The 13,663-nt window shown below is 72.8% G+C and carries 14 protein-coding genes; 8 read left to right on the forward strand and 6 right to left on the reverse strand.

What is annotated here, in order from left to right; all coding sequences use genetic code 11:
- The first annotated feature begins 27 nt into the window (after window positions 1–27).
- Genes modA through BW982_RS14850 form a run of 3 tightly spaced genes read left to right on the forward strand, consistent with a single transcriptional unit; the run spans window position 28 to window position 2,599 of the window.
- A complete protein-coding gene (modA, locus tag BW982_RS14840) occupies window positions 28–789 on the forward strand; it encodes a molybdate ABC transporter substrate-binding protein (RefSeq protein ID WP_076494563.1) in 762 nt (253 codons plus the stop codon).
- A complete protein-coding gene (gene modB / locus BW982_RS14845; RefSeq protein ID WP_076494565.1) occupies window positions 786–1,568 on the forward strand; it encodes a molybdate ABC transporter permease subunit in 783 nt (260 codons plus the stop codon). Before modA ends, modB begins: the two co-directional genes overlap by 4 nt.
- Window positions 1,565–2,599: an ABC transporter ATP-binding protein gene (locus BW982_RS14850; protein ID WP_254845615.1), complete on the forward strand. Its 1,035-nt coding sequence runs from the start codon at window positions 1,565–1,567 to the stop codon at window positions 2,597–2,599. The genes modB and BW982_RS14850 overlap by 4 nt, the downstream gene beginning before the upstream one ends.
- A gap of 6 nt (window positions 2,600–2,605) precedes the next feature.
- Here BW982_RS14850 and cydC read toward each other — a convergent pair whose 3' ends face one another.
- From cydC to BW982_RS14870, 4 genes are read right to left on the reverse strand one after another with little or no spacing between them, the layout of a single operon-like run.
- On the reverse strand, window positions 2,606–4,270 hold the full coding sequence (gene cydC, locus BW982_RS14855) for a thiol reductant ABC exporter subunit CydC (RefSeq protein ID WP_076494810.1): 1,665 nt from the start codon (window positions 4,268–4,270) through the stop codon (window positions 2,606–2,608).
- A 32-nt stretch (window positions 4,271–4,302) separates the two neighbouring features.
- Window positions 4,303–5,928, reverse strand: coding sequence for a thiol reductant ABC exporter subunit CydD (gene cydD, locus BW982_RS14860; protein ID WP_076494567.1), 1,626 nt, complete (start codon window positions 5,926–5,928; stop codon window positions 4,303–4,305).
- Window positions 5,925–6,956: a cytochrome d ubiquinol oxidase subunit II gene (gene cydB, locus BW982_RS14865; RefSeq protein WP_076494569.1), complete on the reverse strand. Its 1,032-nt coding sequence runs from the start codon at window positions 6,954–6,956 to the stop codon at window positions 5,925–5,927. Before cydB ends, cydD begins: the two co-directional genes overlap by 4 nt.
- A gap of 10 nt (window positions 6,957–6,966) precedes the next feature.
- The gene (locus BW982_RS14870) at window positions 6,967–8,409 is read right to left on the reverse strand and encodes a cytochrome ubiquinol oxidase subunit I (RefSeq protein WP_076494570.1); all 1,443 of its coding nucleotides are present in this window, start codon (window positions 8,407–8,409) and stop codon (window positions 6,967–6,969) included.
- 133 nt (window positions 8,410–8,542) lie between these two features.
- Between BW982_RS14870 and BW982_RS14875 the strand changes: the two genes are divergently transcribed.
- The 3 genes from BW982_RS14875 to BW982_RS14885 all read left to right on the forward strand — a co-directional run bounded on the left by BW982_RS14875 (window position 8,543) and on the right by BW982_RS14885 (window position 9,962).
- Complete coding sequence (locus BW982_RS14875; RefSeq protein ID WP_076494572.1) at window positions 8,543–9,094, forward strand: PadR family transcriptional regulator; 552 nt, start codon at window positions 8,543–8,545, stop codon at window positions 9,092–9,094.
- A 99-nt stretch (window positions 9,095–9,193) separates the two neighbouring features.
- Window positions 9,194–9,433 carry a hypothetical protein gene (locus BW982_RS14880; protein ID WP_139327486.1) on the forward strand — a complete coding sequence of 80 codons (240 nt, stop codon included), beginning with the start codon at window positions 9,194–9,196 and terminating at the stop codon, window positions 9,431–9,433.
- Between the two features lie 169 nt (window positions 9,434–9,602).
- Window positions 9,603–9,962, forward strand: a complete 360-nt coding sequence (locus tag BW982_RS14885; protein ID WP_254845616.1) for a hypothetical protein — start codon at window positions 9,603–9,605, stop codon at window positions 9,960–9,962.
- Here BW982_RS14885 and BW982_RS14890 read toward each other — a convergent pair.
- A complete protein-coding gene (locus BW982_RS14890; RefSeq protein WP_076494576.1) occupies window positions 9,943–10,650 on the reverse strand; it encodes an ABC transporter ATP-binding protein in 708 nt (235 codons plus the stop codon). The genes BW982_RS14885 and BW982_RS14890 overlap by 20 nt on opposite strands.
- Entirely contained in the window at window positions 10,647–11,723 is a 1,077-nt protein-coding gene (locus BW982_RS14895; protein WP_076494812.1) for an ABC transporter permease, read from the reverse strand. Before BW982_RS14895 ends, BW982_RS14890 begins: the two co-directional genes overlap by 4 nt.
- A 144-nt stretch (window positions 11,724–11,867) precedes the next feature.
- Here BW982_RS14895 and BW982_RS14900 point away from each other — a divergent pair, with 144 nt between their 5' ends.
- Both BW982_RS14900 and BW982_RS14905 read left to right on the forward strand, forming a co-directional pair.
- The gene (locus tag BW982_RS14900; protein WP_076494577.1) at window positions 11,868–13,031 is read left to right on the forward strand and encodes a sensor histidine kinase; all 1,164 of its coding nucleotides are present in this window, start codon (window positions 11,868–11,870) and stop codon (window positions 13,029–13,031) included.
- Window positions 13,028–13,648 carry a response regulator gene (locus BW982_RS14905; RefSeq protein ID WP_076494579.1) on the forward strand — a complete coding sequence of 207 codons (621 nt, stop codon included), beginning with the start codon at window positions 13,028–13,030 and terminating at the stop codon, window positions 13,646–13,648. The genes BW982_RS14900 and BW982_RS14905 overlap by 4 nt, the downstream gene beginning before the upstream one ends.
- Window positions 13,649–13,663 lie beyond the last annotated feature (15 nt).

Raw genomic sequence — 13,663 nt, forward strand, 5'->3', positions numbered from 1 at the left:
CCGTCGGTTCCGCGGAAAGGACCCCCGATGCGTCGTCCCCTCGCTGTGCTCGCACTCCTGTCCGCCGTGAGCCTGGCCGCGGCCGGGTGCGCCTCGTCCGCGCCGACCCCCGCGGCATCCGAGGACCCCGTCTCGGGAAGCATCGAGGTCTACGCCGCGGCGTCGCTGCAGCGCTCGTTCGACGAGATCGCCACCGCGTTCGAGGCCGCGCATCCCGGTGTCACCGTGCAGGCCGTGTACGACGGGTCCAGTACGCTCGCCACCCAGATCGGCGAGGGCGCGCCCGCGGACGTGTTCGCCTCGGCCGACGAGAAGAACATGGCGAAGGTGGCCGCGCAGGCACCGGACCCGCAGATCTTCGCGGGGAACACCCTCGTCATCGCGGTACCGGCCGGTAATCCCGGAAAGGTTCAGGGGCTCGCGGACCTCGCCCGGGTGACCACCGTGCTGTGCGCCCCCGAGGTCCCGTGCGGCGCGGCATCGGCGACGCTCCTGTCGAACGCGGGTGTCTCCGTGACCCCCGCCAGCTCTGAGCAGAACGTCACCGCGGTGCTGACCAAGGTCGCCGCGGGGGAGGCGGATGCCGGTCTCGTCTACGCCACCGACGCGGTGGGTCGCGACGACGTGGAGTCGGTCGTCCCCGTCGGCGCCGACGCGGTGGTCAACCGCTACCCGATCGCGGCGCTCACGGACGCTCCGAATCCCGCCGCGGCCGCCGCGTTCGTCGCCTTCGTGCTCTCGGCGGACGGGCAGAAGATCCTCGCCGACGCGGGATTCCGGGCTCCGTGAGAGGGGCGGGCTATGTTCCCCGCTGGCTGATCGTGCCGGCGGTGGTCGGGTTGCTCTTCCTCCTCGTGCCGCTCACCGCGCTCGTCGCGCGGGTGGAGTGGTCCACGCTCCTCACCGACGTCACCTCGCCCGCGGCGCTGCAGGCGCTCGGCCTGTCGCTGGCGACCGGTGCGGCGGCCACCGTGGCCTGCGCGGTGGCCGGCATCCCCCTGGCCCTGGTGATCGCGCGCGCCTCGCCGCGGACCGCGGCGCTGCTCCGCGCGCTCGTGACGGTTCCGCTCGTGCTCCCGCCGATGGTCGGCGGCGTCGCGCTGCTGTACCTCTTCGGCCGCAACGGCTGGTTGGGCGGTCTCGGTCTGCCGTTCACGACGGCCGCCGTCGTGCTGGCGCAGGTCTTCGTGGCGCTGCCGTTCCTCGTCCTCGCCGTGGAGGGGGCGCTGCGCAGCACCGGCGTCGATCTCGAACGGACCGCGGCCTCCCTCGGAGCCGGCCGGGCGACCATCCTCCGCCGCATCACCCTGCCGCTCGCCGCGCCCGGCATCGTCGCCGGCGTCGTGCTGTGCTTCGCCCGCGCGATCGGCGAGTTCGGCGCCACCGCGCTGTTCGCCGGCAACCGGCCCGGCGTCACGCAGACGATGCCGCTCGCCATCTACACGGCGTTCAACGGCGGCGGTGTCGCGCAGGGCACGGCCGTGGCGCTGGCTCTGCTCCTCCTGGTGACGGCGATCGCGGTGCTGCTGCTCGTCCGCGGGTGGCGACCGGCCGTGGGGGCGGCGTGAGCGCGGCGCTGTCGGCGCACATCGTCGTGCGGCGACGGGCGTTCCTCGTGGACGTCGCGTTCGATCTCGCCCCGGGTGAGACGCTCGCGATCATGGGCCGCAGCGGCGCGGGGAAATCCACCGTGCTCGAGGCCCTCGCGGGACTCCAGCCGCTCGACGGCGGTGAGATCTCGCTCGACGATCGGGTGATCGACCGCGCCGCGCGCCCGCGCGTGCGCACCGATCCGATGCACCGCGGTCTCGTGCTGCTGGGCCAGGACGCACGGCTCTTCCCCCACCTCTCAGTGCGGGAGAACGTGGCCTTCGGCCCCCGCGCGGCCGGCGTCGACGCCGTCGACGCCCGATCCGAGGCCGACGCGTGGCTCCGGCGCGTGGGGCTCCCGGGGGTCGGCGACCGTCGGCCGTCCGAGCTCTCCGGTGGTGAGCAGCAGCGTGTGGCGGTGGCCCGCGCGCTCGCCGCCCGGCCGCGCGCGGTCCTGCTGGACGAGCCTCTCGTCGCGTTGGACGCCGTGACCGCGGCCGAGATCCGCGCGATGCTGCGCGAGGCGTTGGACGGCGTGACGGCCGTCGCCGTGACCCACGACGCCGTCGACGCCGCGGTCCTCGCGGACCGTCTGCTGATCGTGGAGGCGGGCCGGGCGACGCAACGCGGACCCGTCCGCGAAGTGCTCGAGGCGCCGGCGACCGATCTGGCCGCCCGCATCGCCGGGCTCGAGCGGGTCGTGGGCGTCGCGTCGCGCGGTCACTGGCAGTCGGACGGGTGGTGTCTGCGATCGACCGAGCCGTTCGACGGCCCCGACGGCTCCGCGCTCGCGGCGGTCTTCCGCGCGGCGCACGTGCGGCTCGGCGACGGTCCGAACGGGTGGGATGCGGTCGTGCGGCACCACGAGGCGACGGCGACGGGCGTCCGCGTCGTCACCGACCGCGGAGCGGCGGAGGTTCCGACCGCCGACGCGGCGCGGCTCCTGCCGGGCGCACCCGTCCGGCTGTCCGTCGAGCCCGGGCACGTGCGGTTCGTCGCGGCGTCCTGAACCGGGTCAGCCCGCGACGACCCGCCCGCTCTCCAGCCGCACGGTGCGGTCGACGAGCTCGTCCGGAACGTCGACGTGCGACACGAGCACGACGGCCCGCCCGCGGTCGCGCTCGCCGCCGACAGCGCCGAGCAGGTCGCGCAGCAGCGCGTCGGATGCCGCCGGGTCGACGCCCGCGGTCGGCTCATCGAGCACGAGCACCGGGAAGCCGCGCAACAGCGCGCGCGCCAGGGCGAGCCTCTGCGCCTGGCCGCCCGAGACGAGCCCGCCGCGGTCGCCGACGGGGGCGTCGAGGCCGCCCCGCTCGCGCACCCAGGCGTCGAGACCGACGCGGCTGAGCACCTCGGTCAGGTCGTCGTCGCCGGCATCCTCGCGCGCGAACAGCAGGTTCTGACGCACCGATTCGTCGAAGAGGTACGGCGTCTGCTCGACCAGCCCGATGGTGCGACGGAGGTCGTCGCCCGCGAGGGTCCGCGCCTCGACGCCGCCGATCGTGAATTCGCCGTCGTAGTCGAGGAAGCGCGCGAGGACGTGCGCCAGCGTCGTCTTCCCCGCGCCGCTCGGACCCGTGACGAGGACGCGTTCGCCGGCTGCGACGCGGAGCGTGACGTCGGTGATGCGCCCGGTGTCGTCGAGGCCCGCGTCGGATCTCGCCGGCCAGTGCGCCCGCACGTCGCGCAGCTCGATGCCGTCGCCGAGCGCGGGCGCTGTGCCCGTCGCGACGGGTTCGTCGCGGGGGAGTCCTTCGGGGATCTCCGCCGGGACGGCGTCGGCGATGCGCTCGGCCGCCGCGCGCACCTGACGCCAGGAGGCCAGGGCCAGCGGCACCGGTCCGAACACCTCGAACACCGCCATCGGCAGCAGCACCACCACGGCGAGGCCGGGGCCGGAGAGCGTTCCGGCCGCGACACCGGGCGCGGCGACCGCGAGCGCGCACAGGGACGCGAGGCCCGCGAGCACCGACACGGTCCCCGACGTGAGTCCCTGGGCGGCTCCGCGGCGAACGACCGCGCGGCGCAGGGCCCGGTCGGCGTCGCGCACCCGCGCCTGCGCGGCGTCCAGCGCGCCGTACGCGGTGAGCACGTCGAGGTTGGTCAGGAGGTCGTGGACCGCGTCGGCGAGGACGGCACGCAGCGGCGCGATCGCCCGCTCCGCGCGGGCGCCGGCCGCCCATCCCGCGGCCACCGACACCGCGAACGCCGCGACCAGGCAGGCCAGCAGGACCAGCGCCGCGGGCCACGACACGAACGCCGTGAACACGACGGCCGCGAGCGAGGTGAGCGCGGCGACCGAGAGCGGCAGCACGACGCGCAGCGGGAGGTTCTGCAGCTCTTCGACGTCGTCGACGACGCTGGAGAGCAGCCCGCCCCGCCGCGCGCGGCCCAGCCCGTCGGGCGCCAGCGGCACGAGTTCGCGCACCAGATCCGCGCGGACGACCGCGAGTCGCTCGAGGGCGGCGTCGTGGCCGGTGAGGCGTTCGAGATAGCGGAACACGCCCCGCGAGAGGGCGAACGCGCGTACACCGACGACCGCGACCGAGAGGTACATGACGAGAGGCTGCTCCGCGGCCCGGGCGATGAGCCACGCGCTCGTCGCCAGCAGGGCCACGGCGCTTCCCGCGGTACCGAACCCCGACAGGACCGCCGGGGCGAACCGCCGCCGCGAGGGCATCGCGGAGGCGAGGATGCCGCGGACCCGCCCGTTCACGCGAGCACCCCCAGGTCGACCACGCGGTCGGCGATCTCCCGCGCGGACGGCCGGTGCGACACCAGCAGCACGCCGGCGCCGGCGTCTGCCTCGGCGCGGAGGGTCTGCCACACGCGTGCTTCGGTATCGGCATCCAGTGCGCTCGAGGGTTCGTCGAGGACGAGGATCCGCGCCCCGGCGGTGCGGGAGCGGTAGAGCGCGCGCGCGACGGCGACGCGCTGCGCCTGCCCACCCGACAGCCCCGCCCCTCCCGCGCCGAGCGGCGTCGCGGGGTCGAGGTCGGCGGCTCCGGCGTCGACGAGGGCCTCCGCGATCGCGAGGGGGTCGGCGTCGGATCCGAGCGCGACGTTCTCCGCCACGGTTCCCGAGACGAGTCCGGGCCGTTGTCCGGCCCACGCGACCGCGGCGCGGGCGTGATGCACCGCGCGTCCGTCCAGGAGCACCTCCCCGTCGTGATCGGCGTAGCCGAGGATCGCGGCGACCACGCTCGATTTCCCCACCCCGCTCGGGCCCGTCATCAGCACGACCGCGCCCGGCTCCACGCGCAGCGAGACGCTCGGCATCCGGTGGACGCCGCGCTCCACGCGGACATCGCGCAGCTCGAGCGTCGTTCCCATCCGGGCGGCGGTGCCCTCGGACACCGGCGCGGTGCGGGCGGCATCCAGGGCGTCGAAGATCTCCTCGGTGGCGGCGACGCCCTCCGACGCGGCGTGGAACTGCACGCCGACCTGGCGCAGCGGCAGGTACGCCTCGGGCGCGAGCAGCAGCACGAACAGGCCCACGAGCAGAGTCAGGTCGCCGGAGAGGAGGCGGAAGCCGATCGTCACCGCGATGATCGCGACCGAGATGGATGCCAGGAACTCCAGCGCGAAACCGGACAGGAACGACACGCGCAGCACGGTCATCGTCTCGCGCTTGTAGTCGCGCGTCACCCGTTCGACCGTGTCCGCGGCACGGTGCTCGCGGCCGAAGGCCTTGAGCGTCCCGAGGCCTTCGACGGTGTCGGCGAACCGGGCGGCGAGACGCCCGAGGGTGCCGTACTGCTTCTTCTGCACGCTGCGGGTCGCCAGACCGATCAGCACCATGAACAGGGGGATGAGGGGGATCGTCAGCACGACCGTGAGACCCGACAGGGGGTCGGCGAGCGTGATCGCGCCGATGAGGATCGGGGTCGTGATCGCGGTGGCGACCAACTGCGGGAGGTAGCGGCCGAAGTACGCGTCGAGCGCTTCGAGACCGTGCCCGGCGGTCACCGACAGCGACGCGGCGTTGCGGCGGGCGAGCCACCCCGGCCCGAGCGTCGCGACGGCGGCGACGAGGCGTTCGCGCAGCTGGAGCGAGGCGGCCGCGGCGCCCCGGGCGGACACCCGCTCGGATGCCGCGATCAGGAGGCCCCGCACGACCACGAGGGCGACGGCCGCGGCGACGTACCCGGTCAGCTCGCCGAACGGGCGACCGTCGACGGCGCCGACGAGGGCCGACGTGAGCGACCAGGCGAAGCCGACGACGACCCCCGTCTGGGCGAGGACGATCGCCGCGCTCACCGCGAAGAAGCCGCGGGAGGCGGACGCGTATCGCACCAGTCGGGGGTCGACCGGGCGCACCCGGGTCGTGTCGGTCAATGCGCCACCAGGGCTGCCTTCTCGATGCGGGCGCGGGTGACGCGCTTGCGGAACACCCAGTAGGTCCACCCCTGGTAGGCCAGGACGAGGGGAAGGAAGATCAGCGCCGCCCAGCTCATGATCGTCAGGGTGTAGTCGGTGCTGGAGGCGTTCTCGATCGTCAGGCCCGACCCCGGCTCGAGGGTCGAGGGCATGACGTTCGGGAAGAGGGCGAAGAACAGCGCCCCCACGGCGGTGACGATCGTGATCGCGCCGAGCGTGAAGGCCGTTCCCTCACGGTCGCGCAGGTTCGCCACCCACGAGCCGATGAGCGCGAGCGCGGCGATCCCGGAGAGGGCGACGACGCCGAGGAGCAACGGGGCCTGGTTGTTCGCGGCCTGGATGATCGTCCAGACCAGGAACAGGGCGGCGGCGACGATCGTGGCGAGCCCGGACTTCTTCGCGAGGGAGCGAGCGTCCGTGCGCACCTGACCGTCGGTCTTCAGCGCCACGAAGTAGACGCCGTGCGTGAAGAACAGCAGCAGCGTGACGACACCGCCCAGGAGGCCGTACGGGTTCAGCAGCGTCAACAGGGTGCCCACGTACTCGTGGTCGGCATCCAGCGGAACCCCCTGAACGATGTTCGCGAACGCCACGCCCCAGAGGAACGCGGGGACGGCCGAGCCGATCACGATCATCCGGTCGAAGCCGCGCTTCCACTTCAGCGAGTCGCGCTGGTGGCGGTACTCGAACGAGACTCCGCGGGCGATGAGCGCCAGCAGGATCAGCAGCAGCGGCAGGTAGAACCCGCTGAACAGCGTGGCGTACCACTCGGGGAACGAGGCGAACAGTGCGGCGCCCGCCACGATCACCCAGGTCTCGTTGAGGTCCCACACGGGGCCGATGGTGTTGATGATCTGCCGTCGGGCGATGTCGTCCTTGCCGAGGAACGGAAGCGACATGCCGACGCCGAAGTCGAACCCGTCGAGGACGAAGTACCCGATGAAGAGGAATCCGACGATCCAGAACCAGAGGTATGCGAGGTCCATGACTGTGCTCCTAGTAGACGGTCGTCGGGGTGTTCTCGACGGTGTCGGGTTCGTTCGGGGCGTTCGGGTCGGGCAGCGGGTCCGGACCCTTCTGCGCGTACTTCTTGATGAGTCCGAACTCGACGACCGCGAGGGAGGCGTAGACCACGGTGAAGGCCACGAGCGAGATCAGCACGCTCCAGCCGGGGACGCTGGGGGAGACGCCGTCCTGCGTGAGCATCAGGCCGAACACGATCCAGGGCTGGCGGCCCATCTCGGTGAAGACCCAGCCGACGAGGCTGCCGAGCATCGGCAGCGGCGCCGCCCAGATCGCCACGCGCCACATCCACTGGGCGACGGGGCGCTTGGCCTTCTTCCGCGTGACCCAGAGGCCGACGACGCTGATGAGGGTCGCGAGACCGCCGAGGGCGATCATCCAGCGGAAGGCCCAGTAGGTCACCCACAGGACGGGGGCGAAGTTGCCGTCGACCTGGTCGGCGAACTGCGGGAACATCTGCTGGCTGTACATCGTGTTCAGGTCGTTGATGCCCTCGACGCAGCCGTCCAGCGAGTGCGTGGACAGGATGCTGAGGAGGAACGGCACCCGGATGGAGAACAGCTCGCTCGTTCCGTCCGGCGTTCCGAGCGTGAAGATCGAGAACGAGGCGTTCGCGCCGCACACGGTGTTGAAGGTCGCCTCCGCCGCGGCCATCTTCATGGGCTGCGTGGCCACCATCACCAGGCTCAGCTGGTCGCCTGCGATGGCGACGAGGACGAACGACACGACGGTCGACCAGAGGCCGAAGCGCAGGGGGGCGCGCATCATCTCGACGTTGCGGCCGCGGGCGAGGTGCCAGGCGGACACCGACACGACGATCATGGCGGCGAACATCCAGCCCGAGAAGATCGTGTGGGGGAAGGCCGCGAGCGCCACCGGGTTGGTCAGGAGCTTGCCGAAGTCGACGAGCTCGGCCCGGTTGCCGTCCGCGGACATCTGGTACCCGACCGGGTTCTGCATGAACGCGTTCGCGGCGATGATGAAGTAGGCCGACAGGGTCGCGCCGAGCGTCGCCAGCCAGATGCTGGCCAGGTGCAGGCCGCGCGGGAGCTTGTCCCACCCGAAGATCCACAGACCGATGAAGGTCGCCTCGAGGAAGAAGGCGAGCAGTCCCTCGAACGCGAGCGGGGCGCCGAAGACGTCGCCCACGAACCGGGAGTAGGCCGACCAGTTCATTCCGAACTGGAACTCCTGCACGATTCCGGTCACGACGCCCATGGCGAAGTTGATCAGGAAGATCTTGCCGAAGAACCGGGTCAGGTGCAGCCACTTCACGTCGCCCGTGCGGTACCAGACGGTCTGGAAGATCGCCACGACCAGCGACATCCCGAGCGTCAGCGGCACGAAGAGGAAGTGGTACAGAGTGGTCAGTCCGAACTGCCACCGAGCGAGCATGAGGGGGTCGAGCCACTCCACGGGATGTCTCCGATCGACGATCTTCTCTGTGGTCTGACCACAGGCTACTCCCGCGTCACGACGCGGAAAACCGGGTGATTCGGTATCGAACGATATACTCGGAACAGCATTTCGCGGTGGGTCGGAGGTCCCTATGACGGTGCGCCAGAGCCTGCTAGTGATCCTCGATCGCGGTGACTGCTACGGCTCGCAGCTGCGCGCGGAGTACCTGCGTCGCACCGGTGTCGCGGTGAACGTCGGCCAGGTGTACACGACCCTCGAACGGCTCGAGCGCGACGGCCTCGTCGAGCACCGCGGCGCCGACGACGACGGCCGCGTGCTGTGGGGCACGACCGCCGCCGGCCGTTCCGAGGCGCGGGCATGGCTGCGAACCGCGACGATCGCCGAGCGACGCGACGAGGTCGTCCTGCGCATCGCGCTCGCGCTCACCCTCCCCGGCGCCGACGTCGCCGGCATCATCGACGCCCAGCGCGCCGCCGTGCGCGAGGCGCTGTCGAGCGCCGAACCCGAGGACGAGAACCTGGATGCCGTGACCCGGGCGATCGTGTCGGCCGCGCGTCGATCGCGGCTCGAGGCCGATCTGCGCTTCCTGGACGAGGCCGAACGTCTGGCATCCGCGGCCGCCCCGTTCGATCTTTCGCACGAGCGCCCGCGTCGCGGACGACCCGTCCGCAGCGCGCCCTGACCGGTATCGCCGCCGCGTCGATTGTCAACCCCGGAACGGGGTCGCGCCGTTCGACGCAGTCTGGGAGCACCCCGCTAGGCGCAAGGAGCTCTCATGGTCATGGATATTCCACTCAGTCGTCCGGGGCAGCCGAAGGCGGCCACCGAGATCCCGTGGACACGCATCGATCTCGACCTGTACGAGGTCGCGTGCGACGGTCTGATCGTCGGATACGTAGAAGTCGTCGGCGCGATCTTCGTCGCTCTCCGGGGCACGAGGTACGACCGTGCGGTGGAGGTCGCGCAGCACGTGACCTTCCACGCGGCGGTCGACACCGTCCTCCGCGGAGCCGGTCGATGATCCCCCGCGGATAGCACCGTCGTCGGAAGAGTCAACCCCCTCGGCCGCGGGCGACATCTGACACACGGTGAGGTGACCATGACCGACGACCCCCTCCCCACCGGACCGCACCGTCCCGTGCGCATCGCGTCCCTGCCCCCGCTGCGCGCGCAGGGACGAGAATCGAAGGGTGACGCGAACACTGGCCGCTCTGCCCGGCGCGGCTCGGCGGTTGTGCCTGAGCCGCCGAAAGGGCGAGATCTGCACGCGTGAGAAGGGGCACCGCGGCCTCCACCACCGCCGCGGCGGCTCGCTGCTGTGGAACGACCTGCAGGCCGACCCGCCGGAGTGCCCCGGCACCGGATCGGCGGCCGAGGCGGCTCCGACGTTGGAGGACGGGTTTCCCGACGGGCGCGCGGTGTGCCCCGTCTGCTGGGTCTTCGTCCCCCTCGACGACGGGGCGCTGACTCCGCACGACACCTGGCGCGGCGACCCGACGCGCGCGGAGGCCGACCGGCGCCGGGAGTGGTTCAACGCGTTCGGCTGGTGACGTCGGACTCGAGAACCCTGGCGCGACCGTCGATCACCTCGACGGTCTCGTCGAGCGCGTCGCTGTGGACGAGGTCGTGGGTGACCAGCAGCGTCGCCGTCTGCCGCTCGCGCGTGAGCCGCGACAGGAGATCCATGATCGCCGCCCCGCGCTCCCGGTCCAGCGCGCTCGTCGGCTCGTCGACGAGCAGCACGCGCGGCTCGTGCACGAGCGCGCGGGCGATCGCGACGCGCTGTCGCTGACCGCCGGAGAGCTGCGCCGGCCGACGGTCCGCCTGGGCGCCGAGGCCGACGGCATCCAGCAGTTCGTCCACCCGGGAGCGCACCGCCGCCCGGCGGGACCGCGACCCACGTCCGCCGAGTTCGCCCATCACGCGCAACTGCTCGCGGGCGGTCAGGGCCGGCAACAGCTGCGGCTGCTGGAACACGATCCCGATCCGCTCGCGCCGGAGCGCGGTCGCCTCGGCGCGCGTGAGTGCCGTGGCATCCGTTCCGTCGATGACCACGCGCCCCGAGTCGGGCCGGATCAGCGTCGCGGCGAGGGCGAGCAGGCTCGACTTCCCCGAGCCGGAGGGGCCCGTGATGCCGGTCACGAGGCCGGGCCGCCCGTGCAGGGAGACGTGGTCGACCGCGGTGACGCGGCTGTCGCCGTCAGGATAGGTGAGGGTGACGTCGTCGAGCAGGATCATCGTGTGCTCCCGAGAGCGGTGAGAGGGTCGGACTTCGTGACGGTGCGCAGCGACACGGCCGCGCCGAGGAGGCCCAGGGCGATCATCGCGAGGGCGGGAGCGAGTGTCGTGAGCGGGTTCAGGACGAAGGGGAGCGCGCCGCCGGCCAGCGCGCCGAGGGCGGCCGTGAGACCGATCCCGACGCCGACCCCCACGACGAGCACGACGATCGCCTGACCCAGCGCGTCCCGCACGAGGGCGCCCGTTCCGGCTCCCAGAGCCTTCAGCACCGCGATGTCGCCCGCCCGCTGCATCGTCCAGACCGTGAAGAAGGCGCCGACGACCAGCGCGGAGACCCCGAAGAGCATCGCGATCATCAGGGCCAGCGACCCGATCTCGGAGCGGAACGTCGGCAGCGCCGTCAGGCTCGCGAGCGGGATCGTCGCCGTCGTGCGCGTCTCCGCGGCGACCGCCGACCAGTCGGGGGTGCCGGTCACGGCGAGCACGGTGGGGTCCCCCGACCCGCCGAGCTTGGCATCCAGTGCCGTCCATGCGGATGCCGTGAGCACCACCACCGGCGTGTGGCTGTACCAGGAGTCTGCGCCGACGGAGGCCACGCGGTACATCGACCCGGCCACCGTGATCTCATCGCCGGTCGTGGCTCCGAGGGCGCTCGCCGCGCCCGCCGACAGCCCGATGCCGCTGTCGTCCGGCGGTGCGAGGTCGGTGAGGGCGGTCGACCCGGCGCCGGCGTCGAGCCCGAGCACCGCGACGCCGTCGCTGCCGCTCGGTCCCTCGGCGCGTCCCTGCACGATGCCGATCGGTGTGACGTGATCCACCCCGGATGCCGTGCGCCACGCGGCGATCGTGACGTCGTCGAAGGCGGAGTCCGCGAACGTGGGCGCCGCGGTCCCGTCGGCGTGCAGGACGAGCCGGTCGCCGGGGAGCTGCAGGACCGCGGACACGTTCTGCGCCGCCAGACCTCCGGTGAGGCCCGAGAGGAACCCGACCAGCAGGGTGATGAGCGCCACGACCGCCCCGATGAGGGCGAATCGCCCGCGGGCGAACCGCAGATCCCGCCATGCGACGTACACGTCGCCTCCTTCCGTCCGGCGGATCTCGCCGGTGTCTCCACCCTCCTCGGAACGCGTCGGCCGGTCATCGGCGGCGAGGGCGAACTCCCTCTCCACCTTTCGGATGATCCGCGGGGGGCACGGCGTCCGTACGCTGGAACGGACATGCCGCACCGCACCTTGGCCCCCGTGTTCACCGGGCTGCGCGCGGGAGTCCACGCGCTCTTCGCCGGGCTCCTCGCGCTCGTCGTCGTCCGCGTCGTCTGGACGGGGGGCTCGCCGTGGGCCCTCGCGCTCGTCGCGCTGCTGGCCGCGGTGTACCTCGCGGGGCTGTGGCTGGCGCGCCGCGGGCGGTCGGCCGGCGGCATCGCCTGGGTGTGCGCGTTGACGCTCGTGTGGGCGCCGTTGATGTGGCTCGTGCCCGAGGCCGCGTACCTCGTCTTCCCGTTGTTCTTCCTCTATCTGCATCTGCTCCCGCGGTGGGTCGGGCCTGCGGCGGTGATCGCTGCGACCGGGCTGGCGATCGCGGCGTTCGCGGTCCACGGCGGCCTGACGGTCGGCGGTGTGGTCGGCCCGGTCGTCGGAGCCGGAGTGGCCCTGCTCATCGGTCTGGGGTACGGCGCGCTCCAGCGCCGCAGCGTCGAGAGGGAGGCGCTCGTGGCCGAACTCCTCGCGACGCGCGACCGCCTCGCCGCGACCGAGCGCGAACAGGGAGTCCTGGCCGAGCGGGCACGCCTCGCGCGCGAGATCCACGACACCGTGGCCCAGGGGCTGTCGAGCATCCAGATGCTCCTGCACGCAGCGGAACGGGCGGATGCCACGGGCCCCGGCATCGCGCACATCCGGCTGGCGCGACAGACCGCCGCCGACGGCCTCGCCGAGACGCGCCGGTTCATCCGCGAGCTCGCGCCGCCGACGCTGGATCGGGGACTGGGCCCCGCTCTGCAGCGGTGGGCCGAGGGGTGGGCGCAGCGCGAGGGCGTCGACGTCGAGATCTCGACCCCGGGCGATGTGTCGCTGCCCATGGACGCGCAGGCGGCGCTGCTGCGCATCGCGCAGGGCGCCCTGGCCAACGTCTCTCAGCACGCCGACGCGACGCGCGTCCGCGTCGACCTCGCGCAAGACGGCGGCGACGTCCGGCTGACGATCGCCGACGACGGCCGCGGGTTCGACCCGGCGCGCGCCGAGGAGACGGCCTCCGGGACGGACTCGTTCGGGTTGCGCGCGATGCGCGAGCGCGTCGAACAGCTCGAGGGGGATCTGTCGGTCGTCAGCGCCGCGGGTGCCGGCACGGTGGTCGCGGTCACCCTGCGGGGGACCGCCTCATGATCCGGGTCGTGATCGCCGACGATCATCCGGTGGTCCGCGCCGGGGTCCGGGCGCTGCTCGAGGCCGAGGCGGACATCGAGGTCGTCGGGGAGGCATCCACTCCCGACGCGGCGGTCGCCCTGGCCGCCGACCTCTCGCCGGAGCTGGTGCTCATGGACCTGCAGTTCGGTGAACGGGCCGCCGGGGCCGAGGCCACGCGCCGCGTCCGCGCCCTGGCGGCGCCGCCCTACGTCCTCGTGCTCACCAACTACGACACCGACGGCGACATCCTCGGCGCCGTCGAGGCCGGAGCCAGCGGGTACCTCCTGAAAGACGCGCCGCCGCACGAGCTGCTCGCGGGCGTCCGCGCCGCCGCCGCCGGGCAGAGCGCCCTGGCCCCCGCGATCGCCGGACGCCTGCTGGCACGACTGCGCGAGCCCCGGGTGAGCCTGTCGGCACGGGAGATCGAGGTGCTGCGGCTCGTCGCCCGCGGAGCGTCCAACGCCGACGTCGCGGCGCGCCTCCACATCACCGACGCGACGGTGAAGTCGCATCTGGCCCACGTGTTCTCCAAGCTCGGGGTGTCCTCGCGCACCGCGGCGGTGTCGGCCGCCCGCGCCCTGGGGATCGTGCGCTGACCCCGCCGGGTACCC

Source organism: Microbacterium sp. RURRCA19A (assembly GCF_900156455.1).
In the GTDB taxonomy this organism is placed as follows: Bacteria; Actinomycetota; Actinomycetes; order Actinomycetales; family Microbacteriaceae; genus Microbacterium.